This is a genomic window from Bradyrhizobium sp. Pa8 (assembly GCF_052588265.1).
Map to the genome: position 1 here is coordinate 7,009,675 of NZ_CP176767.1, position 26,737 is coordinate 7,036,411.

Genomic DNA, 26,737 nt, shown 5'->3' on the forward strand with positions numbered 1-26,737 from the left:
CGAACATCGCCGGCCGCAAGGCTAGTATCAGTTTCCGCAGATACGCGTTCTATTTGGATTTTTTTGGGGCATGCTTTTTCAGTCCAGTCCCGGCAGCGTCCCCACGGCAGGGCCAAGCATCCCTGAATGCTTCGATCGCGACGGTGATCCCCGGTTCATTCACCCGATCCGGATTGTTATCAAGATACTGCAGAAAAACCTTCGCACTTTGCAATGGGCTGCCTTGCGCGGGGGGGCATGCACGCACGTCAGCGGGCAGATTTGGTGAAAAGAGCATCGCGGTCTCGATCATTCCCTCACATGCACCTGCGGACCGAGCTTCGTCCTGATTGCGAAGCGAGTTCTTGACAAGCAGCTCGCAAGACTTTTGCGCGTCGGTTCCCTTATCGACAACCGTGGCGCTGGCCGTCCCGATGATAGCTAGGATTAGGCCGGCAACAATCATATGGACCCGCATCCACGTCCCCCGAATACCGGCGCGATAGCTTGCAAGCATTGAGTATGCCGCAATAGAGCGGCCGCCCGCGCCGTGCCAGGCGGCTCAGACGGCTTAGCTCAAAAAAAGCGTCTGATCCATCGCGCTCGAATACGAGCGACGTGAACTCAGCTCTTCCATTTCCACAGAGCCGAAGGAGCGCTTGTCGACTTGATAACACGCAGCTTTCCGCGCCGTGACCGCTGCAAAGGTCGGCTACACCGCGATCATGATCGCGGATCGCCATAGACCGCGACAAGCGTGCTGATGGTACAGATCTCGATTCGGCACGGAGAGCGTCTATTGTCCCGCCGTGTACGCGACGTGCACTGGTCGATTGATGTTGATGCTCGGCCTTGACGCAGAACCATTGCCCAAAACGGCAATCTTCGTCTGCGACGACAAGTTCTGCGAACCTTCCGGAACTACGCCAAGGAGGACTTCGCCCTCGAAACGGCTTTCAACAAGAGCTTAGCAATGTCAAAGCGGAGGTGGAGCTGCCTTGCAGCGCAGCGCCACGGACGCTCCCATGATCTCCCGGCCTATTCATCAACCAGGCGAGGCAGCCTACGAATGTTGGTCGTATCGAACCGCATCCTCAAAGAACAAGCTCGCTTGAATTTCTTGAAGACCTCACACCCATCTTGACGCGCGGAAAACTGGATGAACTCAATCCGAGGATTCTAGCCTCGACCGGGTTCAAGCTGCGCAGTTTTTCGCCCCCCGTTCAGCTCTCTGAGTTTGTTGACGTATTCCTCAGGCTTTAGCAGATGAAACGGAGCGTTGAGGCCCATGAACGTCGCTATGCGGCCGATAAAGGCAGTACAGTTTGTCGTTGCTGCATTCCAGAGCGGCGAAGACGCCTGCTGGCGCTTGATATAAGCAAAGACCTTCTTGGCGTCTGCCTCAGACAAATAGACGCGATAGCTGGCCGTCAGATATTGCTCGTCAAGATCACCGTAGGTCGCGCCCGTCTCAGAAGGGACAAACATGATGTGTCCCAGGATATAGGGCACCTCGTCGCCGGCCGGAGCCAGACCAGCGACCTCGACCTGCTTTTCGCCCGTCTTTCCATACCAGACGAATGCATGACCGTACGTTGCCGCCGTGCGGGCACGAAAATCAACGTAGTAGGGACCCGTGGCGGCAGCTCTTCGAGCTGGCTTTACATCGGATATCGCCGGCGTAGCAGCAGCCATGCTCGCCGCATGCTTCGTCGCCGAACTGGGGAGAGCGTCCCGTTGCTGCTGGTCAGTACGCGCCACGACTGGTTGCGCGCTACTGATCCCGCCCCCCAAGCCTACAAAGGCCGCCAGCATGGCGGCCTTTGCAAGAAGCTTTAGACCCGGATATTTCCGAATCAGTCCCGCCATCTTCGAACCCTCTTGGATCCAAGATCCGATGCCACAGGTAGTCTGCTACCCCAAACGAACGCCGCTGGCGTACGAATGAATAGTCAGATCAACCCTTGGTCACCAACGGAGCCGGGGCAGCGACCGGGTATTTGCCCACGGGGCTCTTACCCACGGGATATTTGCCGATCGGAGCTTTGCCAACGGGCGCCGCGGCGGCAACCGGCTGAGGCCGTGGCAGGTCCGCAGCAGCTGCGGTTCCCACGAAAGCCAAAGTAGCGATTCCAAGGACAACGAATTTCAACATCGGTTCTCACCATTGTTCGGAACGATTGGATTCACCTGACACGCATAGGAATAACCCGACACTCGCCACAGCACCAACGAATAGACCGGGAGTCCGCGGTTCCGACCGCTTTTTCCTGGCGTATGTTGCGGAAATGGCACGCAAATTGAGGCGTCTGGTTCCAAATCAGTCTCGTGCGTACCACAGGTCGAGACATGCCGGGACCTAGCTCAGAGTATCCACGGGAAGACCCGACCGGTCCGTGCCATATAATCGCGATAGCTGTCGCCAAACGTCTGCAACATCATTCGCTCCTCCCTTGCGACGCGGCCAAAGAACAAGATCCCGAAGCCGGCCAGGCCCGCAAAACCGGCAATCCAATTCGGCAGCAGCAATGCCTGGGCGATAGCCCACAGCCAAAATGCCGAATACATCGGGTGTCGAACTCTCCGGTAAATCCCTTCCGTCACGAGCTCATGATTCTCCCGCACGTCGAGACTTATCGACCAATTCCGGCCGAGTGCACGGTGAGTCAGGTGAAACACGCCCAAAGCCGCAATCGCAAAGAAAGAGCCCAGCCAAGCCAACGCGGGATAAAAGCTGTGAGCTGCGAAACGAGGCATTCCTGTCGCTACGTAGAAAAGCGGAACAAGTCCGAGTCCCGAAAGAGATATGAGCAGGAGCGCAGTTTCCAGGGGGCCGCGAGCGCTCCGCACAACCCTCGCACGGCGGGAACGCCGCGCGTACTTATAGCGTATGAGGTACCAGCCGATCGCCAACGCAACGAAGATGACTTTTGAAATGGTGGGCGTCATTTGAATCAGGCTGCCGCGCCCGGATTTCCCAGCAGTTCGCTTTCCGACACCGGCGCGCCCGCAATAAGGCCTCCGTCGTCAGCGATCATCGACACAGCGCCATCCGGGGCGAGCGTCTGGGATTTGGCTGAAATAGGTCCGCATGTGAGCATGAAGTAGTCGTACGATGTTCGCCTGTCATTTCCACTGACGAACTGGCAGTGCACGCGGAAGAAATTGAAGCGGATGCGTTGATACATGTCGTCGTTAAGCATTCGACTAATCTTCACGACCCTGACGGTCGCCTCGTTTTCTGTCGACAAGCCCATTTCGGCCATTGGCCGGCATTTGTAAAAATTCAACACGTCGGTGAGGGCTTGATAGTCGCCCCAGAAGATCGCGCGGGAATTGGCGACGCGTTCCACCGCCCTACGAAAGCGTACTGCCTTCGGGTGCATGCCGATCTTGAGTATGGATGATCCAACGCTCAAGAATGTGACGGGAATCTTCTTCCGACCGAGCGCAGGGTCCAGCTTCAAGGCGCGATCGAGTAGATCAACCGCTAGCACGGCGCCAAGGCTATGCCCCACGACCAAAATTTCGTCTGCGGCAGAGTTGCTCGCCGCAACCACGAGCTCGGCGGCCAACCTGTCCAGCCTCTGCTCTATCTCCGAATTACCGAATCGGATGTACTCGCAAGAAAAGATCCAATCGTCGAACAAGTCGCCCAGGTGCAGCCAGCGCCACGGACCCGCCAACACGGCTGCGAGCCCGAAGAGGCCGCCACCGGTAGCAATGGCAATTGATCCGGTGATCTTGAATGCAGCCACGCCAATCAAAAAGGCGGCAGCGATGAGCAATCCGAACGCGACAAATGGATAGAGAAAGAAAAGTGCGTAGCGCCAATTGGTCTGCAAGTAACGCCAAAGAGTGCCGGCCAATACGAAATCCAGAAACGCAAGAATGCCGACGGAAATGCGTGAGCCGATGCTTCGCCCCCCGAACACCTCAATTACATCGTGCCATCGGACCAGACGGTAATCGGTTTCGACGAGCCAATCGGGGCCGATTGTCGTCACGTTCCATTGTATCTGGTCGGCGGTATCATGCGAACCGTCGACGGTCGCTTTCACTGACCAAGTACGTTGGAACCTCGCAATTTCGCGCACAAAGCGTCGTTGCGCGCTGGCATGCGACGTGATTGGATCATAGCCGCCGATATGGAATACCAACCGTTTCGCTACAGGCTTGCCGGACATTGTCCTATCCCCGGACTCATGCGTGCTGCTCGCTGCCCCCTCAATCGATCTGTAATCAAAAACAGACGTTTGACGCCAAGGGTTGTCAAGAGAGAATCCACCAGTTATTGGGGAACATGTGTCGATTTGTTCTGCCATCCGTAAGCCGAACCGCTCGAACAATAGCGTCGATCGGTGCTGCCGCGATTATCGGATTGTCCAGCACGGCGCCCTCTCAAGCGCAGAACGAGGCATCATCTGGCGAGAGATGCCTTGCTGCAAATTTGGATGTTTCGCTGGGCGCACAATTGCCCCGCACGGCGGCGCGCTTGAGATCTGGTGAGCCGCTAAAGATTGTCGCGATCGGATCATCGTCGACCGTGGGGCTCTGGGTACTTCGGTCCGCGGCCACATATCCGCAGGTGATGCGCCGAGAACTCTCGAGACTTCGATCCAACGCAACGATCGAGGTCATCAACAGCGGTCGAGTCGGCGATACGATTCCGAACAACGTCGCGCGGTTCGAGCGTGACGTTTTCGCGCACACGCCTGATCTCGTTATCTGGCAATTAGGTACCAATGACGTCGCCTGGGGTGGCCGGCCGGACCAAGGGCTCAAAAGAAACGTTGTTGAAGGGGTAAGGGCACTTAAGGCGGGCTCTGCCGATGTCGTGTTGATGGATCTGCAATATGCGCCACAGGTGCTCGCCTCAGCTGGCTATTCGACGATGGAGGACATCATCATCGATGTCGCAAAACAGGAACGGGTCGGGCTATTCTCTCGTTTTGCGCTGATGCGAAACTCGGTCAGTGCCGGAGTTGCGCAAAGCGCGCTTGTAACGTGGGACGGATTGCACAACACCGCCGATGGTTATGATTGCATTGGACGAGCCCTTGCCCGAGCCATCTCAACGAGCGCGCGTTGAGAGGCCCTAGACCAGGCGAATCGAAGGCTGCGGGCTCGCAAGAGTTTGGGCACCGGCCGTGACAGCGATGCCGAGCGTGCAGGTGCCCACCAACGCGAACAAAGACCAATTATCGTCGACAATCACCGCATCTCTCGCAGCGGTGACAGCAATTCGCGCCGACGCTGTCAGGAGGTGCGCTCATGCACCATTATGCCAGCCAACTTTTTGACCTGTTACTGGTGCTTGTCGCCGCGTGGATGGTGCCGGCCACCATCTTTATTATCTACGCCTATTTCGCTCGTCTTAAGAATCCGGTCACCGAATCGGTCTTTGGACGTGTGGTGATCATATCCTTGTTCATCATAACCACGTCGATCTGGCTCCCGATAATTCTGACCGCCATAGTCCTATCACTGATCGGTCATTTGTGGTTCCGCTTCAGGGGACAACTACGCAAATAGCTACATATTGCTAGAGCCGAAAAAGATGGAGTCGAATTAGAGCGGCCCCTCGGCAAACTAAAAAAGGGAAGCGAAGCAATGTCCGCGTTTCTCCCTGCTCTGACGATAGCTGCCGTCAATTTTATAACAATCGCCACGGCTGCAGAATGGCGACCGCAGTTTCTCTCAGCGTGCCGAAACGGTTGCGTGCAGCAAAGCGGCTTTTCGACGGACGCTTGCTTGCAGATTTGCATCTGCATGGCGTCAGAGTTGGAAGCGAAGTTTAGTATCGAGACTCTCGGCTCCATTGATCCCCCGAGTGCTGAGCAACTACACCAAACTAACGAAATCAGAATGCTTTGCGTCCGGCGCGTACTAGGACGTTAGAGCTGTTGCCATTGGCACGGTGGTCATCAGCTTGACCGTGACGTCGCTCTCCGTCTTTCCAGCCGCAAAATTGGCTGCCCCGGCTGTTCGAGGACAATATCGCGCCGACGGCGCATCCGAGTTCTCCCTTGCGAGACCATCTCAGCCCTGAGCTCGAAGATGGCCTTTGAACCGATGCTCACATCGTTGAGCGCTTAGCTCACACCGCGTTTGCTGAATCGCCAGCGAGCGGCCGCGTACTGCACCCTCGCCAACGACGCTCTCGGGCAAGCTCCAGCCAACCGTGCAACTTGGCAAGCTTGAGAAAACCGTCGGTGCTGCCGACCGCCACCTGACATCGCCCCCGTTGGTGCCTTATCGGGAGTTCAAGTCGGGAGCGGCTCGCCCCAGCGATCCGAATATTCCGGTTGTGGCTTTGCGACGAGCAGTGGGTTGTCCGATTTCCACGCCCTGGCATCCCAACTTGCGATGAGATCGCAACCGATCTGTACCAAGTGGTCTGCGCGCTGTACTTCAGCGCGCGAAGGTACAGAACAAGGACAAGCGCATGGTCATGAAAGTTTGATTCCCACGCGAGGTTATCAGAGCGGATCAAGCCGATTTCGCAACTGTGGGGCCCGTTCTGATCCCCAAATGTCCCAAATCGTTGATCTTATTTGGTGGGCGCACCAGGGCTCGAACCTGGGACCCGCTGATTAAGAGTCAGCCACGGCTTGAGAACAATCAATGACTTACCCGTCGCACCGCTGGACCTCTCCGGCCGAGAATGGGCATTCGTCGCACGATCATCGCATTTCGCGCTGACTATCGTCCGAGCGCGGAAGTCAATCCCAGAGTCGAACCTTGGCATCAAAGTTCGCGATGCGAATTACTCTTGCTGCCCGAATAAGGGACATCAGGCCTAAATACGGCAGGCTGCTTAGCCGGACTTGCCCAAAGCTTTCAGGATAAAGCAAATTTGGGCGCGCATGCTTGCTTCAGTGTCTTCACCGTGTGCAACGCAGTGCTCGATCAGAATCGGATGGAAGAAGGGCGCGAACGCGGATCTGACCGCTCGTGCGACTTCCGCGGCGTCTTCGACGTCGAACTCGCCCGTGTCAGCGCCCTTGCTTATGATCGCCTCCAAGATCATCAGCATCCGCTCGATGTGCGCCTGAATGATCGGCCAGTTCTCCTGCGTGGCAGCGACGATCAACTCGTGCATGGGCTTTGCCTTGGCCAACATCTCTTGCTGTGGTGGTGAACGACGGTCAGCAGTTGGTCGAGTTTCTCCCCGGCCGGCGCGTCCGTGCGTGCGATCGCAAAGGCGATCTCGGCAACCTGGTTCATCAGACGCCCGCAGATGGACTCGTTGATTGCATTCCTGGAGGGAAAGAAGCGGTAGATATTCGCCGGGCTCATGCCGAGTTCAGCGGCGATGTCGGCCACCGACGTCCTGTGGTGACCGACGCGCCGAAAGCGCTCTTCCGCCGCTCCCAGGATCCGGGCGCGGGCCTCGTCGGACTCTTTTCCCGTTCGGACCGGACGATCCATTGGAGCAACAGAGCCTTACTCGGCAGCCAATGCTGGTCGCAATTCTGGCTTCTCGCGCGAAGCCTCGTGCATATCATCTGCGGTCGGCTTGATCCGAAACCACGCGGCATACAGCGCAGGAAGGAACAACAGGATCAGAACCGTTCCGACCGCGGTGCCACCGATCAGCGTATAGGCCATCGATCCCCAGAAAACGGAATGCGTGAGCGGGATGAAGGCCAGCACGGCAGCCAATGCGGTCAGGATCACCGGCCTCGTGCGTTGCACCGTCGCTTCGATAACGGCGTGATAGTCATCAAGGCCGGCGGCAAGGTTTTCCTTGATTTGTTCGGTCAAGATTAGAGTGTTGCGCATCAGGATGCCCGCCAGTCCAATCAGGCCCAGAATGGCGTTGAATCCGAAGGGCTGGTGAAAGATCAGCAACATCGGCACGACGCCGACGAGGCCAAGTGGCCCCGTCAGCACGACCATGGCCATCGTCGAGAAGGATCGCACCTGCAGCATGACGACGATCAGCATGGCGGCAATCATGGCCGGGAAGATCGTCGCCAACGCGTCATTGGCCTTGGTTGCCTCCTCGATCGATCCGCCCAGCTCGATACGATAGCCGGCCGGAAGAGATGCGATCAGGGGCTGCAGGGCCGTCTTGATCTCCTTGGAGACTTCCGGAGGTTGGGTCGCCTCATTGACATCCGAGCGTATCGTGACGACGGGGGTGCGATCGCGGCGCTTCATAATCGGCTCTTCAAGTCGGATTTCCGAATGGCCGACCTGGTCGAGCGGAATCGAACCGCCGTCCCGGCTCATCAACGAGAAATCCGCCAGACGCGCCGGATCGAGCCGCTCGCCACCGGCGCTACGTGCCACGATCGGGACATTGCGGATGTCCTCGCGAACCTGCGTCACGGCGATGCCCGTGAGGAGGAACTGGAGCTGGCGGCCCACCTCGGCCGGCGAAAGGCCGATCAGGTTCAGTCGGTCCTGATCCGGGATGAAGCGAAGCACGGGCGTGCGATCGCCCCAATCCCGATTTGTCTGCCGCGCGTCCGGGACGCCGCGCATGATCTCGAGGGCTTTTTGAGAGATCGCGTACAACTGCGCGGGGTCGGGCCCCATGACCCGGAACTCCACCGGGAACGGCGTATAGGGTCCGAACACGAGCTGGGTGACGCGCAGATTGGCCTCGGCTGCAAGGCCCTGTGACACGGCCTGTCGGAGCCGGTGCTTCAAAACTTCGCGCGCTTCCGCGTCGGGCGTCAGCACGACGATCTTGGCGAAGGCCGGATCCGGCAGCTCGGGTGCCATCGCGAAGAAGAAGCGCGGCGCACCCTGACCGACATAGCTCGTGATGATCTTGGCCTCGGATTGATCGTGCAGCCAGCCCTCGAGCTTCTCGACGGTGGCCGTCGTCGTCTCGATGCTGGTGCCTTCCGGCAAGCGAACCTCCACTAGCACTTCCGGGCGGTCGGAGGTCGGGAAGAACTGCTGCTTGACGCCGCCCATGCCGACGACGGAAAGCGCGAAGGCGACGGCGACGATGCTGCAGGTCAGGAACTTGTGGCGGACGGCGAAGGTGATGAGGCCTCGCAGGCGCTGATAGTTGGGCGTGCCGTAGATCGCGTGGTGACCGCCTTCGACCGGCTTGATCGCGGGCAGCATCTTGACGCCGAGATAGGGCGTGAAGATCACCGCGACGATCCATGAGACGATGAGGGCAAAGCCCACGACCCAAAAGATGTTGCCGGCGTATTCGCCGGCGGTCGAGCGCGCAAAGCCCACCGGCAGGAAGCCTGCGATCGTCACGAGTGTTCCGGACAGCATCGGCGCCGCAGTGTGACTCCACGCATAGGCTGCCGCCGAGATGCGGTCCATGCCCTCTTCCATTTTCACCACCATCACCTCGATGGCGATGATGGCGTCGTCGACGAGAAGGCCAAGCGCCAGGATGAGGGCGCCGAGCGTGATGCGGTCGAAGAATCGGGCGGTCTCCAACATGATGAGGAACACGACGGCGAGCGTCAGAGGAACAGCAGCCGCGACCACGATGCCGACGCGCCAGCCGAGGCTGAGCAGGCTCACCAGCAGCACCACGCCGAGCGCCATCGCGAACTTCATCATGAACTCGTCGACCGCCGAGGTGATGTTGACGGCCTGATCGCTGACTTTGGCCAGGGTCATCCCGAGCGGCAGCGTCCGAGCGATGGCTGCGGACCTGTCCTCCAGCGCCTTGCCAAGCGCCAGACCATTCCAGCCCTCCTGCATCACCGCTGCGAGCATGATGGTGGGCTCACCCTGGTGTCGGATGATGTAGGTGGGAGGATCCTCGTAGCCGCGGCGGACCTCGGCAATGTCGGAAAGCTTCAGCGTTCGCCCGGCAGCGACGATCGGCGTGTCGGCAATCGCCTGGACGCTGTCATAAGCGCCATCGACCCGGATGAAGACCTGCGGCCCCTTGGTGTCGATCGAGCCTGCCGGTGTCACCGTGTTCTGCCGCTGCAAGGCGGCAACGATATCCGTTGCCGACACACCGAGGGTTGCCAGCTTAGCATAGGAAAACTCGACGAAGATTTGCTCGGGACGTTCGCCGAGGATGTTGATCTTCTTGACGCCGGGCACGTGCAGGAGGTCCTGACGGATGACCTCGGCTTGCCTGGCGAGCTCGCGCATCGGCATGCCCTTGGCCTTGAGGGCATAAAGGGCGAAGCTCACATCCGAATATTCGTCGTTGACGAAGGGGCCGAGCACGCCAGAGGGCAGCTTGCGCGCTTCATCTCCCAGCTTCTTGCGGGCCTGATAGAATTCCTCCTGCACGCTCGATGGCGGCGTGCTGTCCTTCAGCGTCACCGTCATGTAGGCATAACCGGGCCGCGTCGTCGTCTCCACCCGGTCGTACCAGGTCAGTTCCTGAATCCGCTTCTCCAGGGGTTCGGCGACCTGGTCCTGCATCTCGCGAGCCGTCGCGCCCGGCCACACGGTGGTGACCGTCAGGGTCTTGATGGTGAAGGACGGGTCCTCGGCACGCCCGAGCATGATGAAGGCGTAGGCGCCTGCGGCCGCCAGCAGGAGGATGAAGAACAGGGTGACGGCCCGCTCGCGGACGGCGAGCGCGGAAAGATTGAAGCTCATCAGTTGCTCCTGCTTTCCGACGCGGTCCGGACGCGAGCGCCCTCGTGCAGGAGATGAGCGCCGAGTGAAACAATCTGATCACCGGCGTTCGATCCGGAGATAACGGCCGTTTCGCTGGTCACACGAAGAAGCTTGACGGGCTGCAGGCGTACGGTCGAGGTGGCGCCGTCGAAGACCCAAACGCCCGTCGTCCTGCCGTCATCGAGCACGGCTCCCAGAGGCACCTGGAGTTCGGGCTGACTATCCTGGCTTGCAAGCCGAATGGTGACCGTCGCGCCAAGTGGTGCCACCGCGGCCTCACCATCGAGCACGTAGCGGGCCTCATAGGTGCGGGTCTGGGGATCAGCGGAATCCGACAACTGCCGAAGATGTGCGCTATAGCGGCGCCCATCGCCCCCATACAGGCTTGCATCGGCGAGCGAACCAATCGCCGGCCGGGTCGTTTCGGGAAGCGCCACCACAGCTTCGCGAGGACCGGACTGTGCCAGCCGAACGACCGTTTGGCCGGCGGAGACCACTTGTCCCGGCTCGCCAAGTGTTTGGGTGACCGTTCCGTCCGCATCGGCCACCAGGACGGAATAGGTTGCCTGGTTCTCGGCGACCCCTGCTTCGGCTTCCGCTGCGGCAAGCTGCGCTTTGGCGGTGTCCGATGCGGCCTTCGCCTGCTCGTAGCGCTGTTTGGACGTCCATCCGTCGTTCACGAGGTTGGCGTAGCGCCGCTCGTCGGCGTCGGTCTGAACGACAACTGCACGCGCAGCGGCGACGGCGTTGCGCTTCGCTGCGACCGCCAGACGGAGGTCGGTTTCGTCGATCCGCATCAGCGGCTGGCCGGATTTGACCTGCTCACCGACATTCACGAGTCGTTCGACGATCTTCCCGGCAACGCGAAAACCAAGATTGCCCTCCACTCTCGCGCCGATGGTCCCGGTGAACCCGCGTTCGGATCCGCCGACTCGCGCGGCCGTCACCAGACGGACCATCGGGGGCTCCTGCCTGGGGTCGCTGACCGCGGAGGCTTCATGGGAGGGAGTCGCAAGAGCAACGAAGGTCGCCACCCCCGCAGGCACCAAAATACCAGCGAGCACCGCAACACCCCTCATCATGACCCGTCTCCTTTGAATTTTAGATTTCGTATGACATCTATAATCCATTTAGATGTCGATCGCAATCCATAATTGGCGGCTAACGGGAACGTGATCCCGGAATCCTCCGCCACGCGCCGGTCAAATCCAGCCGCGCAACTTGATAGATTGCGCTTGAACTCTATATCTCATATAGAAGTCGAACGAAATCCAAATGGAGATCTACGATGCGAGTGAGTCGCACTCAGGCGGCGGAGAACCGCCAAACCGTGATCAATGTGGCAAGTCGCCTCTTCAGGGAGCGCGGCTTTGATGGCATCGGGCTCAAGGATCTGATGAAAGGTGCCGGGCTAACCCAAGGCGCCTTCTACAAGCAGTTCGGCTCAAAAGAGGATCTGGCGGTAGAGGCGTCCAGGCGCGCATTGGAGAGTGCGTCCGGCCGATGGTCGGACGCTGCCGCGGCACATCCTGATGATCCGCTTGGCGCGGTGATCGCGTTTTACCTCAGTGGCGACCATCGCGGAGAAAAGATGGACGGCTGCCCGATCGTGGCTCTCGGCTCAGATGCCGCCCGACAGGGCCCCGACGTGAAGGCGGAATTCGAAGCGGGAATCAAAGCGCATCTCGACGTGCTCGGCCGCTTCATCGCCGGGACCGGCGACGAGGCCTCCCGCGGCAAGGCCATGACCATTCTCGCGACGATGGTCGGCGCAGTGACGCTATCGCGCATCGTCAACGACCCTGATCTGGCTCAGGCGCTTTTGGACGCCGCGGCCGAACAGGTTCGCGACGTCGCTTCCGCTTGAAAGCGCGCGCCCTCACGGAGAGATCGAATGCTCAGCATGAATGAAGCCAAACCAAGTTTGCTGAAGATATCGGATAAGCTAAGCGTACGCTTTCAAAAGACCGGTAGCGGGCCTCCGCTGCTCCTCATTCATACGATCCGGACGCAGCTTGAATATTTCCGCGCTCTTGCGCCCCTCCTCGCCAGATCGCACACGGTGTATACTATTGACCTCCCGGGCCACGGCCACTCACCTATAGATCCGAGCGCGAACTTCGACGAACCCTACCTTAGGCAGGCCGTCATTCGCTTCATCGAGGAACTCAATCTTTCGGACGTCACGATCGTCGGCGAGTCGATCGGCGGCGCATTGGCCCTCACGGTGGCGGCGTCGCTTCCCCAGAGCGTGAAGCGGGTCTACGCGATCAACCCCTACGATTACGAGACTCGCTACGGCGACGGTATTCGACGCGGCAACTGGTCCGCGAACTTCATCATCGGAAGCTTGCAGATCCCGGTGCTCGGCGCGATCAATGCTTCGCTCGAGAACAAGATCGTGCTCGGCAAGATCATGGGCGGCGGATATCACGACCCGCGCAAACTCCCGGCGGATCTGCTTGCTGAGTTCGGTGAAGTAGCCCGTCGCCCGGGATACAAGCGGGTCGCACGCAAGGTGCTGGCAGGCTGGCGATCCTGGAGCAAGGCACGCGATTACTATCGGCAGATCTCAGCGCCCGTGACGCTCATTTACGGCGACAGCGATTGGTCGCGGCCAGATGAACGCGAACGCACACGCTCGCTGATTCCTGCTTCGCAGATGGTGACTCTCAAGAATACCGGCCACTTCTCGGCTGTCGAAAATCCGTCGGAGCTGGCTCGCTTGATAATGGAGACAGAATGACCGCAATGATCGACACAAGGGTGTTCGATCACGTTCACAGTTTTGCTCGCCCTAGTATTCCGTTCTACGACGGGGACATAATCGACCTGTACCATCGCATCTGCGCGCTCTATCGAATGGGGTGAAGATGCAGAAGCAAAGAAAAAGGTCGCACAACAATCCGACCGTGCGACGTCCGATCGCGAAAAGCATTGCACGAAACGCGCTTTGGTTTCCGCCCGGAATTGAAAACCCTACATCAGCAGGGCTTTGAGATGGTGGGCGCACCGGGGCTCGAACCTGGGACCCGCTGATTAAGAGTCAGCCACTTTCGAAGCAAAATCAATCGCTTAAGTTCAAAAGGAGACCTCAAGACACCTAATCAGATCAATAGGTTACCGAGGAATTGTAAATCGTAGCGGAGCAACCCACACGACCTGCAGCCCCTGCGTCCCGAACGTAACTAGCAATCGAAAAGATCAACAAAAACAATGTAGTTTGCCTGCAGTTGACCAGCTTTATCACCGTCCGTTCACGGGGCTTCGGTGGTCAATCGGTAGTCAGTTGCTCGCCAGCTGTCGAATTCATCTTGGCAATCGGCACTCCCTTCACTCGGGAGAGGTCCAAGGTTCGATCCCTTGTGCGCCCACCATTTCATCCTTCTATTCAAGCGCTTGGTAGTTTAATTCCCTCGCCGCGTGCCCCAAAAAAGCTGGGGCACAATGTGGGCACATCGATATCGGACGGCGCCGAGCCGATCGTCATCCGCCGCGGATGCTCTAGCACCGATATCGCTGCCTCGAAGACCAATTGCCGCTACCGAGGGCGCCCCTCCTCTTTGGACTTTCCGCAGCCGACGTTAGGTACAGCCGAACCCCGGAGGATAGAACGGATGGACGACGAATCTGATGAAGCTGAAGGGGCGCGGGGCCGTCTCGCCAATGCACAGCAAACGCTGATCAACCTCGGTTTGACAGAGGACGAGCTCGACGACTTGGGTAGCTCAGACATCTTCAAGTACGCACGAAACGGAACGTCCCCGCTGAGGCGACAGTTCTAGTTTTCCGACGTCGACCTTCGACATCGCAGACGAGTTGGCGTTCGGACGAGCCGCTGATTAAGCGGGCGTATGATTTGTTAAAGAAATCAATCGGCATTCCGACAATTGGGTCGATAGACCTTCATTGAAGCCGCAAAGGCTTTTCTCTCTGTCGGAATGACCTGGTTCGGCCAGACGTTCTCGGCAAATTGATAAGGCAGAACCGACCGGTCAGCCCATCGGCCCACGCGTCGAACTATGGGCCGAAGGTCATCGCCGACGATCCCGACGGCAAAGCCTATACGCAGCGAGACTACCGCGTCGCGCTCGAGCGGCTGCTGGCGGCAAACCGCGTCAATACCGCCAGAATCAGCCCCTCGACCGGCCCACTTCAGGCGGGACGTCGCTTGCTACAGGCAAAAGCAGAACCGACGGAATCTCGGCATTGCATAGCCGAAGAAAAAAGTATCCAGCGCCCGCCAGGCCGAGCATCAAGCCTGGACTTTCGACGTCAGCCAGGCCGCGAAATCGGGTGATCGCGCTGGCGGCTTGTCTGGCAACATGAATATCATCTGCCCTTGCCGGGCCGAGCACCTGGTAACCGGAAATCAGCACGTCGGCGTTCCCCGGCAGCCCATGACACAGCGAATGCTCCAATCGACGAGACTCCATTGCGGCAACGATCGCCGCACGCGTCGTGTTCAAGGCAATCTCGGCTTCTTCCCGATATGCGTCGTTGCCCGTAATTTGATAGGCACGGAGCCGGGACAGCGCGATCCCTGCGGCCCCGTGACACCAAAACGTCTTGTAGGACAGAGGGCTCTTGCGGTTCGTGCGATGCGACTCCTCGCGAAAATCAGGCCAGTTTCCAAGATCGCTATTGAAGAACTGTCGCTCATGGCTGAGAGCATCCTCCGCAGTTCTCAAATACCCGGCCTCCTTTGTCGCGTTATAAAGCTCGAGGAGAGCGTAAGCGACCCCGGCTGTACCATGGGAAAAACCTATCAAATTGTGCCGGTAGCGGAAGGTATGTGACCGCCAGGAGCATCCGAGAGCAGAATGCTCGGCGTCTCTCAACAACCCGTCTCCCAGTTGACGTGCAAGATCGATGTGAGCCGCATCTCCCAAATCATATCGCAGCCGCAACAGTCCGATGATCGCACCAGCCTTCCCGGCGATCAGATCAAATTGCCTGTCCGTCCGGTTTGCATGTCCAAGAAGGGTCAAAAGCTTGGCGGCACCCGCCGATAGACTTTCGTCACCGAAGATCGTTCCAATACGTGCAGCCGCGCATGCAATTCCTGTCAGGCCTGAGTAGAATCCAAAACGCTTTTCCGGAGGCACGCTCCGGAAACAGGCGAGCGCGTGCCTGATAGCGCCAACAGCGGTCCGGCGTACCTCTGGATCGCCGGTTAGCACTGCCAGCTCCGCCATGAACAGGGCGACGCCGCTGGTTCCGGCATACACGTCTGGCCCCAATGTCCTGTACACTGTATTGAAGTGGGAACTCGTTTTGGCGTGGTCGAGCACGAGCTCTGCACCGATCCAGTTACATCGCTGGTCGTGCCATATCGCCTGTTGAACCAAGACGCGGCCGATTTCAGCAGCCGCTTCCAGGCATTCTGCGCTGCTGCACGCTCCAGGCGCGGCATCCGGCGCGGGCCCTCGTCCTGAACGAGGCACAAACTCGAATCGGTCGAGCGATCCGAGGTTTAAATAGGGGGATTCGAAATCAATGCTATCTTCGATGAAGCATTGCTCTACCGATTGCAATCGATCCTCAATCGAGGTTTTGCCCGCTTCATGGGCCCGCAGCATCCCCTCTGCCAATGCCCGGCAGCGACTGAGCCCGAAGCTGAGGTCCGACGGCGGACTCTCCGCAATTCCCACACCCGCAGCGAGTCGCTTGGTCAATGCGGGCGTTGTCGACCGCAAGCTCGTTTCGATCGCCCGGTAGGTGCTCTCGAGAATTGACGAGACCTGGCGAAAGTCGTCCTTGCGTATGTATAGCACAACGGCATCGCAACGCGTGTAATGCGCGGCATCGTCGAGTGTCCGAAATGCCGCAAACGGGCACGAGATCAGCCACCAAGAAGCGCGCGCAGAAGTTAGAGGCCAAGGGCAAGACTGTCGACTTCAAGGAACTGCTTCGGTTCGAGCCAGATGGTGGCACCACAAACATCCGGCGACTGAACAGCAAACACTGGAGCCGATGATACGGCACGGAACACCGCTGCGTCGTACCGTTCACATCGTTCAGCGAGCTCAACAGAGACGCCGGCGACGATATCTGGTTTGCGCTGGACGAAGCGCGCCCCCTCGCCTGCTTCGCCGGGCTCTGGACGAACTGGACGTCGGTGCGGAAGGTCAAGGAAGGTGAAACGACGAACGATCTTTTTGCGTTTCTGACCACAGATGCAAACGCTGAGGTTCACGACGTCCCCCCAAAGCAATGCCGGTTATCTTGACGACTCCCGCTGAAGTCGACACGTGGTTGGGGTCACCTTGGGATGAAGCCATGGCATTGCAGCGACCACTTGCGAACGGGCGTCTTAAGATCGTCGCAAGAGGTACGAAGGAAGACCCAATCAACTGATTTTTGAAGCTCCTTCCCGCAGATCTTTTCAGCGAGTGCGCGAACAAAAGGCCTGTGCCCGCCAAGCCATCCGACATCTTGCCGATAGGTCACAACAAATGATTAAACTGTTCGCGATCTTGCTCTCGTTGGCGGAGCTTCTTCCCAACGCGCTCGCCGCTGAGGAAAGCATCGTCGGCCGCGCCAGCGTGATCGATGGCGACACGATCGAGATTCACGGCACCCGCATCCGATTGTGGGGCATCGATGCGCCTGAGAGCGATCCGCGTTGCCGTGGCAGCGACAGCGAGCTTTATCGGTGTGGTCAAAAGGCTGCCGCCGCCCTGGCTGGCTTGTTCTTCGCGATCGCGCGCCCAGTAATCTGCGATCGAAAGGATCGAGACCAGTACGGCCGCATCGTCGCCTTGTGCAAGATCGGCGATCCTGGACCAGACATTGCGCACTGGATGGTTTCCAACGGACACGCACTCGACTGGCCGCAATACTCTGCAGGTCAGTACGCGGAGGCACAGCAGCGGGCAGAGCGTGCCAGCGCTGGGATGTGGGCGGGCAGTTTTGTCGAGCCGTGGCGGTACCGGGCCTGCACCCGGGCCGGTGAACGGCCTTCAGAGTGCTCGGACAAGGCACCCTTCCGATGAACAGACGCCTTTGTCAGAAGCGAGGACGACTGTCTGCCTTCAGGAATAGAGCGGACTGGCTCGCGGCCCATCTGCACTTCGGCTTGTGACCCAGAACAGACATCGCAAATGCAGTAATCGCAAGCAATTCATAACCAAAAAAAGCCTCGGCGAGCCGGGGCTTCGGTTTGCGTAGACTGAGGCGATTAGTACCTGGCCGCGATCGGAGCACCGTAGCCGCCGAAGACCATGTCCACATCCTGGTGACCCGCTCGTTGTTCCAACTGAGCCTCTGAAGGACGCCGCTTAGCGGCGGTTCCTTGAGCGGCGTCTCGATGCAAGCTGTAATTGGCTCAGCTTGCCCCAAGACCATAGCTGTCCGCAGTTCTAGAGATTTGACCTCTTGGTGTTGTTTGATCCCGATGGAGCGTCGATCTGCCTCAGGGTTCGCGGATGCTTTCGTCGAGACCACGCAGCAGCGGATAGAGGAAATAAGACAGGATCGTGCGCTCGCCGGCCTTGATCTCCGCGGTTACCGCCATGCCAGGGATCAGGCGGAAACTGCGCGGCACATCACGCAGGTCGGTCGCGGTCAACTCCACCCGCGCCTTGTAGTAAGGACGCTGCTGCCCATCTTTCTTCGGATCCGGCGTGAAGGTGTCGTCCGTGACGGTTCGAATCTTACCGGACAGGGTACCGTGCTTCTGGAAGGGCCATGCCTCGAGTTTGAGGCGAGCTTGACCACCGGTTTCGACAAGACCGACATCAAGCCCCTCGACCGAGACTTCTGCCTCTAACGGGGATTCGAGAGGAACGAGGGTGTAAAGGGCCTCGGCTTCTTTCAAGACCGAGCCGACAGAGCGCTGCGCCACTTCGAGCACGATCGCGTCGGCGGGTGCGCTTAGCACCGTGACAGCATTCCGCCGTGCCGCCTTGCCGAGTTGCTTGGTCCCGGCGTCGTGGTCGCGGCGCGCTTGGACCATCTCCTCGGCGGTCTTCTGGCGGAACTCTGCGAGGTAGGCCGCTTTCTCGGCCTTGAAGCGCTCCATATCCTCCTTGAGTTCCGTCATGCTGTTGACCGCAAGAAGAATTTCTCGCTCGACCTGCAGTCGCTGACTCTTGGCATCAAGATAATTGACCTTTGAGCCGATCTGCCTCTGCATGAGATAGTCCCGCATTGTCTCAAGGTCCGTTGCCACGCCAAGGCGGACCTCTAATGCAGCGCGATCGGCGCTCTTGGTCGCCATCTCAGCTTCAACATGGCGGATTTGCTGATCGTAAGCGGCGAGCCTTGCCTTGTTCTGCTCGATTCTGCGAATCCAGATCGTCGACTGCAGGCGCGCTTCGTCATCGAGTCTTTGGGGCTCGTACGGCCGATCGTTGAGCTCGGCTTCGAGCCGCTCGATCTGCGCGGCGAGGCTCTCGACCCTTCCCCGCAGTTGGCTGACATCGGCTTCACTGAAAGTCGGGTCGAGCGTCGCCAATGCGTCGCCTTTCCGCACGACGTCGCCCACCCTGGCGTGCAGGCTGCGCACCGTCGAGGTCTCGAGCGGCTGCACGACGATCGTTGATGCCGTCGTGACCAGTTTGCCCGACGCGACCACGATCCGGTCTACCTTGGCCACTGCCGCCCAAATGCCTGCAATTATGATGACCGCGACAAGCACGTACAGAGTGGCTCGCGTGACCCAGGGCGGGCGCCGCTCGTCAATTTTGCGGGCATCGCTTTGGAAGTCGATCACTGCTGTGAGAAGCGTATTCATCGGGCGAGGTGCCTGTGCTGCTGGTTCCACAGCTGACGGTAAGTCATGCAGCGGGAGAGGAGTTCGCTGTGCTTGCCGTAATCTGCAATACGGCCACGATCGAGCACGACAATGGCGTCCGCTGCCACGAGCGAGGACAGTCGATGCGACACCATGATCACGGTCCGCCCCTCGGCAATGCGGGCGAGATTTGCCTGGACGATCGCCTCACTCTCCGGGTCGAGGGCGGAAGTCGCTTCGTCCAAGACCAGGATGCGCGGCCCACGCAGCAATGCACGGGCGATCGACAGGCGCTGCTGCTGGCCGCCGGAGAGATTGGTACCGCCCTCCTCGAGGAATGTGTCGTAGCCCTGCGGAAGAACTTTGATGAACTCGTCGGCGCCGGCCATCGTGGCGGCGTGGACGATCTCCTCGAGGCTCACATCGGGCTTGGTGGCAGCGATATTTTCCCGCACGGTTCCGCGGAACAGAAAGCACTGCTGCATCACGACGCCGACCTGGCTGCGCAAGTGCGGCAGATCGAGCTCGCGAACGTCGTGTCCATCGATCCGCACGGAGCCGAGCTGCACCGGGTACATGCCGCGGATCAGTCGGGTCAACGTCGTCTTACCGGAACCGCTGCGGCCGACGATGCCGAAAACCGACCCGGCCGGTATGGTCAGCGACACATCGTCCAGGGCCGGCGGGGCGCTCTCGCTGTAGCGGAAGATAACATGCTCGAACTCGACCGCCCCCTCGATCGGCGGGCGCAGGCCGCGTGCATTCGAAGCCCGCTCCGGAGTGCGGTTCATGATTTGGCCGAGCATTCGCACCGAGAGCCCAGCCTCCTGGTAGCCCTGCACCAGTCCGACGATCTGCGCGAGCGGCGAGGTGACCCGGCCCGACAGCATGTTGAACGCGATGAGCGCGCCAACTGTCATCTGGCCGTCGAAGACCAACAGGGCGCCGAAGCCGATGACCGCGACCGTAAGCAGTTTTTCGAGGAGCCCGATCACCGCCTGCGCCGACGTCGAAATCCGCCCGACATCGAATCGCGACTCGGCGGCCTGGGCGCAGCGCGCGTCCCAATCGCGCTGGCGCAACGGCTCGGTCGCCAACCCCTTGACCGTCTCCATGCCGTGGATGGTCTCGACGAGATAGGCCTGACGCTGCCCTTCGGCCTCGTAAAGGACGCGCAACTTGCGGCGGTAGAGCGGGATCAACCCGCCGATTATACAAGCGGTCATGGCCGAAAAGCCAAGCACCAGCGTGGCGAGGCGGCCGCTGTAGAAGAACAGCAGCGGCACGACGACCAAAAGCGAGGTGGCGTCGAGCAATGTCAGGAATAATCGACCGGTCAGGAACTCGCGGATCTTTTCGACCTGCTGCATGTGCTTGGTGATGACCCCGGCGGAGGCGCGCTCGAAGAAATCGATTGGCAATGACATCAGACGCTCGAAGGTCCGGATCGAGGTTCTGACATCGATCCGCGCCGAGGCGTAGACCAACAGAATCCGCCGCAGGTAGTTGAAGACCGCATCGAACAGGACGGCGGCGCTGACCCCGGCGGCGAGCACATAGAGCGTCGTATAGGCATGGTGCACGAGCACCTTGTCGATCGTGATCTGGATAAAGATCGGCAGGGCAAGCGCCAGCACCTGCAGCATCACCGCGGCCACCGCGATGTCGCGGAACGTCGCGCCGTTGCGGACGACTTCCGGGATGAACCAGGCAAAGCCGAAGGGCCGGCTCTCATCCGCGAACGCGAAGGTGCGGCGCAGCAGCAAGAGCTCGCCGTTCCACTTCTTGCAGAAGGCCGCCTGGTCGAGGTGCAATGCCGCGACGCGGTCGGCCAAGGGGTCGAGGACGCCGACCTTGTCATCGTGAAATCCGAGCACGACGACGCTGTTGCCATTGTTCAGCCGGGCGATCGTCGGATATGCCTCGCCGAGGCGTTGCAGGTCCTTCCAGCCGACCTGCAATTTACGGCTGCGCATCCCGCTGCCGCGCGCGATCTTCGGCAACAACCGCGTGATGTCGTCGTCGGATTTCAGCGCATAATCGTGCCTGATGCGGTCGATGGAGAGGTCGACGCCGTGGTGCCGCGCGACCGCAACAAAACATTTCAATGCGGTTTCGAGCGCGGTGCCTTCCATTGACTAATTCTCGCTAAAGTTCGGCGATTTCGGCGGCCCCGACTCCGGCGCGGGCTGAAGAGCGGGCCCGCCCACCGGCGCCGGAAGGGGTGCGGGTTGGGGCACCGGCTCGATGCGCCCCAGCCGCCGCACCGCCGCTACGCCGCCGCCCCGCTCAGGCGACGGCTCGGCTGCGGGCGGAAGGGTGGGCGAGCGGATCACGCCGGCCTTTTCGAGCTGCTCGCGCATGCCGTTCTGCGCCTGCAACATTTGTGAGAAGGCCTGCAGACTGGTGATTAGCCGCTGCGTCACCTGCGGCTCGGGACCCGACAGCGATACCAGTTCGATGCGGATCATGCCGTGCTTCAACGAGATCTCGCCAAAGGCGTCGACAAAGGTTTCGGGCACCGCGTCCATGACCTAATCCTAGACCTACTCCAAAAAAGCGGCCGGGCTTTCGCCCCGGCCGCTGCTGCATGGCGTTAAGCGTTCGCGACGTGGATCGAGAACGGGTCGCTCTTGGTGTCGTTATCGCCATCGGCGATGGTTGCCGTGAGGTTCACGTTGAGCGGCTCCGGGTTGAACGTCGTGGAAATATTGAACTCGATCACCGGAACCTTAACTGTGCCCGAACCCATGAAGAGCTGGACCGCGTCGAGGTCGTTTTTTTGGTCGACGGAGGGGATGACGAAGCTCACTTGCCCGCCTGCTTCTGAGTGGAGATCCGTGCTCGCCACCTTGGTGATCGCGCCCGCGGTGACCGAGTTGTCGGCGTTGCGGGTGTAGGTCCTGTAGAAGATGCCCTCGGTCGTGGGGTCGTAGCCGCCGACCGAATTGTCGATGAAGAACTTCATGCTGCTGACCAGGAAAGCCGTCGGGTCAACGACGAAGCTCTCGTCGATGGCACCTCCCTGTGTCGTCTGGCCGTCGACGCCGGCAAGGGCGTTGCCGTCGAAGTTGTTGTTGGCCAGCCCGATGCCCGACGTGCTGACGTTCATGGCCGCCGAGCTGATGTAGGACGGGAGGGGGTTAGTCTGGATTTGGGCTTCGGTCTTGTCAAGATTGCCTTCGATATCACCTACCGGCGCAAGGGCATTAACTGCGCTGAATACGATCTTGCTGCTTCCGATCGTCAATGTCTGCACCGGGTCCGGGCCGCCCGCACCGAGGCTTCCGTTCGCGGTTGAAATCGTCGTTATCGACCCGGGGGGAGTCGTCAGTTGGAAGTTATAGGTGGGGGGAGGACCAGCATTCGGGTCGAGGGTCAGTGTAAACTGCACCGTCTGACTGTTGGCGATGCCGTCGGCAGTAAAGTCGGCTGTGATCGACCCGCTGTAGTGGAAATTGTCCGTCTTGGTCAGCGAGCTGTTGGAAGGCGTGGCGGTCACAGTACCATGCGTGTCGATCTCGAAGCTGTTCAGTGCCAGGTTCAGTGACTTGAACCCATCGGCGCCGGGAGCCTCGGTCCAGGTGCCCTGGGCGCCCGCGCTGTAGGTGCCGGAGGAGTCGTTGACCGTGATCGCCGGGCCGTCGTCGAGGAATTTGAAGCTTGACGTGATGTCGACCGTGTTCGAGCCGGGATCGCCATCGCCGTCCGTGGCGGTTGCCGTCAGCTTGACGAGATTGGTGCCAGAGAGCGTCACCGAATCATTGGGATCGTTGGCGTTTGCGTGTACCACCGCCCGCTGCTGGTCGAGTGTCACGAACCCGGTCGAGAAATTGACGCTGATCACGAACACGATCGGGTCGGACAGCGTCGTTCCCGCGACCCCGACTACGTTGGCACCGTTCTGGAGCATGACCACCGTCTTGCCGGTGGCGGTATCGACCAGGTTCGAATTGCCTCCAGCGGTCGAGAGCCCATAGGTCGGATTGGGCGAGCTGCCTGCCCCGTCGGCCCCGAAGCTGACCGAGAACAGGCCCGAGAAATCGGCCGAATTGTTCGTGGTGAGGTCGCTCTCGTCATCTGTGACGGTCTGCGAGTTTCCCGTCGAGGTGACCGTCGGAGCGTCATCGAGAAACTTGAAGCTCGATGTGATGTCAGCCGTCTTCGCGGCGGTATCGCCATCGCCGTCCTTGGCGGTTGCCGTCAGCTGGACAAGGTTAGTGCCAGACAGCGTCACCGAGTCGTTGGGATCGTTGGCGCTTGGGTGTACCACCGCCCGCTGCTGGTCGAGCGTTACCTCCCCGGTCGCGGAGTTGACGCTGATCACGAACACCGTAGCGCCCGTGATTGCCGTCTTGCCGATGATATTTCCGGTGACGGCATCCTGCGACACCACGACCGATTGGCCGGTCGCGGTGTCGGTCAGGTTCGAAGTGCCTCCGGCGGTCGAGAGCGCGTAACTCAGACTGCCTGGGCTTGCCGGCCCGTCGGCGCCGAAATTCGGCGTGAACACGCCCGCGAAATTGGCATGATTGTCTGTGGCCAGGAAGCTCTCGTCGTCCGTGACGGTCTGCGACGCTCCGCTCAAGTTGACCGTCGGACCGTCATCCTCGAAGAAGGTGTGCGACCCGACCTCTGTCGCGCTGGTTGAGACGCTGACGATCTGGAAGCCGCCGACGTCGAAGGCGGCGCTGGCGTTGCCTGTGCCGCTGCCGGCGTTCCGGATCAGCACCCGTTCGTGGCTGCCATTGGTCGTGTAGTCGATGTGGGTGCGGGCCAGCACGCCGCCAATTGTGACGCTGCCGTCGGCGGTCCATGTTACGGTCGCCCCGCCACTCGACTGAGTCCCGGTTCCCCCTGCCGGGCGCGTAAAGCTCGCGCTGAGCGACCCGCTCAACACGACCTTGTCAATGCTAACAGTTCTGCTGGCCAGATTGTTGAAGTCGTCCAGAACGCCATCGACGTAAAGTGTTCCATCCTCTGCTGACCCATCGTGTGGCGAGTTGACCGCGGTGAGCTTGACAACCGCCGATTTTCCGCTTTGCAACTGAACGACATCGAACGTCGCTTCGTTGGCGCTGAAGAACGTGCCGTATTGGATATCCGCTTCGACGTTAGCCTCTGTCGGGCTGAGATTCGGAACGGTGAAGTCCGGGTTCGGATTGGTGACGAAGGTGAACCAGATGCCGTTTCCGTTCGGGTCCTGAGTCGATGGCGGCTTTATCTGCTGGGCGTTGGTGCCGAAGGTCGTGTTGGTGACCTGGCTGGTGACGATGGTGTCACCGCTCGAGATGTTTGCGCCGGTGGACTGGTTTGCCGGCTGCATGCCGGTCGCGACGACGGCCTTGGTCCCGTTGCTGCCGGCGAACATGATGAACAGGTTGTTGCCCGACGGCGAGTTCGAGGCGTCGAATGTGAGGCGTTGCTCGGCTGCTACAAAGAGCTTGTTTGTGAGGTCGACCGAGTCGTCGGGCGTGTCGCTCGCCGAATCCTGGGCAAGCGGTTCGGTGATCACCGTCCACATCTTGGCGCCGGTGATATTGCCCGAGGCGTCCTTTGTCTCATCGAGATAGACGGCGAAGGCGATGTTGCCGCTGGGATTGGCCGTGCCGTCGCTGTTGCCTTCCACGCCATAGGCGATGTTGTTGTTTGTCCCATCGACGAACAGGAAAATTTCGCGCCCGCTGGTGGTCTTAAATCCGGTATCGACGTAAACGACGCCTGCGGTGTTGTCCTGGTATATCGGCAGCGGATCGCCGCTTGAGTCCTTCGCGAAGGACAAGCCGGTGATCGTGCCCCCGGGATCGGGCGTGATGGAGACGATATCGGCGCCGGTATTGCTGCCGTCGAAGCCGCTCTCCGCCGCCTGTGTCGCTGTAGCGCCTACAGCCGTCAGCCGGGTTGCGAACGCACTCGGGAGCGAGGCGATAGCGATGTCATTATCGTTCGCGTCTCCTGCGGGCGACGGTGTTGCGGTTGCGTTCTGCAGGCCCGCAGTTTCATCGATCGTCAGGTTCGTCGTCGTGGTCGTGACAGTCATTATCGCCTCCACTGTTGCGAGCCTCATCGGCTGTTAGTAGCGTTCGAATCGCCGCTTCGCGGCTTCGATGCAAAGCAAAGCGCAATCCATGCGCCCACTCTTCGGCGATCTGCCTTGATCGCCGCGATGTGTCGTCAGTTTCCGCAGTTCTTGGAGAGGAAAATCGGGGCGCGGCGGGAGCTGCTGCTACTCCTCGTTCGCCCTATCAGACCTGCCGGGTGGGCCCGTCGCGAAGAGGAGCCTCGATCGACGCGTTGTGGACCAATGAGCTATGGACCGCATTTGCATGCCTCCTTCCCACGAGTGCAGGTGGAGAAGCGAACGGAAAAACCGTCGCTGACATAGCGCGATCTGCAAATTCCATTTGACCCCGACGTGATCGCGTCGGGAAAAAGTAGCACTCGTATCAATAGCTCTCTAATGAGAACGCGTAAAGACAGCAGAGCATACCCTTTGGATACCCCCCAGCGGCTGATCCACGGCAGCGAGAGTATTGTTGCCAATCGCGGTATCATCCAATCGGGCGATGTGATCTAGCTATCTTCGCAGGGGGCGTTGCCGAGATGATCTCTGGCCATAGTCGTGTCGGAAACGTCGCCAAGTGTGTGTGATTATGTGCCGAGAAAAGTCTCCAACCGCACAATGCGAGCACGGCAGCGCGAGGGCTTCCTAGATATGCTGGGGGTTTCGCAGAGTTCGAGACCAATTTGCGGCGTGAGCGACAACTCGAAGGGATCGCCGACGCAAAGGCGCGCGGCGTCTACAAGGGACGCAAAGCGACAGTCGATCCAGAGAAGATCGGAAGATGACGGCTGATGGCATGGGGCCATCGCCAAAGCGCTGAAGATTGACCGCGCGTCGGTCTATCGAGCGTTCGAAAACTGAGGCGAGAGGTCTTACCTCAGCGATGATTTCTGGCGGACCACCGGGGGAGGGAAAACTCGCAGCAAAGCATGCTTTCGCAATCGGACGTTGGGATCGTTCCCAGTTCGGTCCGCTCCTACCCTGAAAGCGGACTGTTGCTCCGCTCGGTTGAGGTCAGCTCAGGGCCACACAAGCAGACGACCAGTCGCTGCCCACTGGGGCGCGACGCAAACGCCGGTAGGCTTCACAAGGCAAAAATATATAGGCATTGCCGAAGCTCGGCCTCGTAGCCTCCGAATAGCGAAAGAGTTCGCTCGAATGCTCCATCAGCCTTTGGACAATGCTGACACCAACTTCGATACGGACTCCTCCAATTTGCTGGCTGGATCGCGGTTCTCTTGATTTGCCGGACAAGCCTGGCCTCCCGGTGATCCATCAGGATGCGCTGTCCATCGCTCGACAAAGTAGCCGCCCTCGACCAATCGATTGGACTCGCGAGATGAGGGCATTGTCCGCTACATAACGCCTCATGG

The 26,737-nt window shown here is 59.8% G+C and carries 19 protein-coding genes and 2 pseudogenes; 7 read left to right on the forward strand and 14 right to left on the reverse strand.

The genetic code is table 11. The annotated features are described in order from the left end of the window. Positions 1-49: 49 nt before the first annotated feature. The 5 genes from ACKWRH_RS33250 to ACKWRH_RS33270 form a co-directional block, all read right to left on the reverse strand. Positions 50-445 carry a Rap1a/Tai family immunity protein gene (locus ACKWRH_RS33250; RefSeq protein WP_445216960.1) on the reverse strand — a complete coding sequence of 132 codons (396 nt, stop codon included), beginning with the start codon at positions 443-445 and terminating at the stop codon, positions 50-52. Between the two features lie 713 nt (positions 446-1,158). Next, on the reverse strand, positions 1,159-1,848 hold the full coding sequence (locus ACKWRH_RS33255; RefSeq protein WP_445216961.1) for a hypothetical protein: 690 nt from the start codon (positions 1,846-1,848) through the stop codon (positions 1,159-1,161). 88 nt (positions 1,849-1,936) lie between these two features. Further along, a complete protein-coding gene (locus tag ACKWRH_RS33260; protein WP_014493472.1) occupies positions 1,937-2,134 on the reverse strand; it encodes a hypothetical protein in 198 nt (65 codons plus the stop codon). 209 nt (positions 2,135-2,343) lie between these two features. Next, on the reverse strand, positions 2,344-2,928 hold the full coding sequence (locus tag ACKWRH_RS33265; RefSeq protein ID WP_445216962.1) for a protein-S-isoprenylcysteine O-methyltransferase: 585 nt from the start codon (positions 2,926-2,928) through the stop codon (positions 2,344-2,346). Between the two features lie 5 nt (positions 2,929-2,933). Further along, on the reverse strand, positions 2,934-4,166 hold the full coding sequence (locus tag ACKWRH_RS33270) for a hypothetical protein (protein WP_445216963.1): 1,233 nt from the start codon (positions 4,164-4,166) through the stop codon (positions 2,934-2,936). A gap of 194 nt (positions 4,167-4,360) precedes the next feature. On the opposite strand from ACKWRH_RS33270, the gene ACKWRH_RS33275 reads away from it, so the two are divergent. Continuing rightward, positions 4,361-5,071, forward strand: a complete 711-nt coding sequence (locus tag ACKWRH_RS33275) for an SGNH/GDSL hydrolase family protein (RefSeq protein ID WP_445216964.1) — start codon at positions 4,361-4,363, stop codon at positions 5,069-5,071. Between the two features lie 182 nt (positions 5,072-5,253). Further along, positions 5,254-5,514, forward strand: coding sequence for a hypothetical protein (locus tag ACKWRH_RS33280; protein ID WP_445216965.1), 261 nt, complete (start codon positions 5,254-5,256; stop codon positions 5,512-5,514). Positions 5,515-6,799: 1,285 nt separating this feature from the next. Here the strand turns inward: ACKWRH_RS33280 and ACKWRH_RS33285 are convergent. From ACKWRH_RS33285 to ACKWRH_RS33300, 4 genes are read right to left on the reverse strand one after another with little or no spacing between them, the layout of a single operon-like run. Continuing rightward, positions 6,800-7,084, reverse strand: a complete 285-nt coding sequence (locus tag ACKWRH_RS33285; protein ID WP_445216966.1) for a hypothetical protein — start codon at positions 7,082-7,084, stop codon at positions 6,800-6,802. Continuing rightward, positions 7,072-7,413: a TetR/AcrR family transcriptional regulator gene (locus ACKWRH_RS33290; RefSeq protein ID WP_445216967.1), complete on the reverse strand. Its 342-nt coding sequence runs from the start codon at positions 7,411-7,413 to the stop codon at positions 7,072-7,074. The genes ACKWRH_RS33285 and ACKWRH_RS33290 overlap by 13 nt, the downstream gene beginning before the upstream one ends. A gap of 15 nt (positions 7,414-7,428) precedes the next feature. Then, positions 7,429-10,539, reverse strand: a complete 3,111-nt coding sequence (locus ACKWRH_RS33295) for an efflux RND transporter permease subunit (RefSeq protein WP_445216968.1) — start codon at positions 10,537-10,539, stop codon at positions 7,429-7,431. Next, positions 10,539-11,642, reverse strand: coding sequence for an efflux RND transporter periplasmic adaptor subunit (locus ACKWRH_RS33300; RefSeq protein ID WP_445216969.1), 1,104 nt, complete (start codon positions 11,640-11,642; stop codon positions 10,539-10,541). Before ACKWRH_RS33300 ends, ACKWRH_RS33295 begins: the two co-directional genes overlap by 1 nt. Before the next feature lie 206 nt (positions 11,643-11,848). On the opposite strand from ACKWRH_RS33300, the gene ACKWRH_RS33305 reads away from it, so the two are divergent. The 3 genes from ACKWRH_RS33305 to ACKWRH_RS33315 all read left to right on the forward strand — a co-directional run bounded on the left by ACKWRH_RS33305 (position 11,849) and on the right by ACKWRH_RS33315 (position 14,345). After that, on the forward strand, positions 11,849-12,427 hold the full coding sequence (locus tag ACKWRH_RS33305) for a TetR/AcrR family transcriptional regulator (RefSeq protein WP_445216970.1): 579 nt from the start codon (positions 11,849-11,851) through the stop codon (positions 12,425-12,427). Positions 12,428-12,454: 27 nt separating this feature from the next. Next, positions 12,455-13,306, forward strand: coding sequence for an alpha/beta fold hydrolase (locus tag ACKWRH_RS33310; protein WP_445216971.1), 852 nt, complete (start codon positions 12,455-12,457; stop codon positions 13,304-13,306). A gap of 871 nt (positions 13,307-14,177) precedes the next feature. Next, positions 14,178-14,345, forward strand: a complete 168-nt coding sequence (locus ACKWRH_RS33315; protein ID WP_445216972.1) for a hypothetical protein — start codon at positions 14,178-14,180, stop codon at positions 14,343-14,345. A 348-nt stretch (positions 14,346-14,693) separates the two neighbouring features. Here ACKWRH_RS33315 and ACKWRH_RS33320 read toward each other — a convergent pair whose 3' ends face one another. Next, the gene (locus ACKWRH_RS33320) at positions 14,694-16,337 is read right to left on the reverse strand and encodes a lanthionine synthetase LanC family protein (RefSeq protein ID WP_445216973.1); all 1,644 of its coding nucleotides are present in this window, start codon (positions 16,335-16,337) and stop codon (positions 14,694-14,696) included. Between the two features lie 71 nt (positions 16,338-16,408). Between ACKWRH_RS33320 and ACKWRH_RS33325 the strand changes: the two are divergent. Continuing rightward, positions 16,409-16,920 (forward strand): annotated as a pseudogene (locus ACKWRH_RS33325) (SOS response-associated peptidase family protein); the annotation flags it as partial. Between the two features lie 98 nt (positions 16,921-17,018). Then, the gene (locus ACKWRH_RS33330; protein WP_445216974.1) at positions 17,019-17,558 is read left to right on the forward strand and encodes a thermonuclease family protein; all 540 of its coding nucleotides are present in this window, start codon (positions 17,019-17,021) and stop codon (positions 17,556-17,558) included. Positions 17,559-17,977: 419 nt separating this feature from the next. Here the strand turns inward: ACKWRH_RS33330 and ACKWRH_RS33335 are convergent. The 4 genes and pseudogenes from ACKWRH_RS33335 to ACKWRH_RS33350 all read right to left on the reverse strand — a co-directional run. Beyond that, positions 17,978-19,162 (reverse strand): annotated as a pseudogene (locus tag ACKWRH_RS33335) (HlyD family type I secretion periplasmic adaptor subunit); the annotation flags it as partial. Positions 19,163-19,296: 134 nt separating this feature from the next. Then, positions 19,297-21,435 (reverse strand): peptidase domain-containing ABC transporter, encoded by a 2,139-nt coding sequence (locus ACKWRH_RS33340; protein WP_445216975.1) that lies wholly within the window; start codon positions 21,433-21,435, stop codon positions 19,297-19,299. A 3-nt stretch (positions 21,436-21,438) separates the two neighbouring features. Then, entirely contained in the window at positions 21,439-21,831 is a 393-nt protein-coding gene (locus ACKWRH_RS33345; protein ID WP_445216976.1) for a hypothetical protein, read from the reverse strand. A gap of 65 nt (positions 21,832-21,896) precedes the next feature. Further along, positions 21,897-25,340: a DUF5801 repeats-in-toxin domain-containing protein gene (locus tag ACKWRH_RS33350; RefSeq protein WP_445216977.1), complete on the reverse strand. Its 3,444-nt coding sequence runs from the start codon at positions 25,338-25,340 to the stop codon at positions 21,897-21,899. Positions 25,341-26,737 lie beyond the last annotated feature (1,397 nt).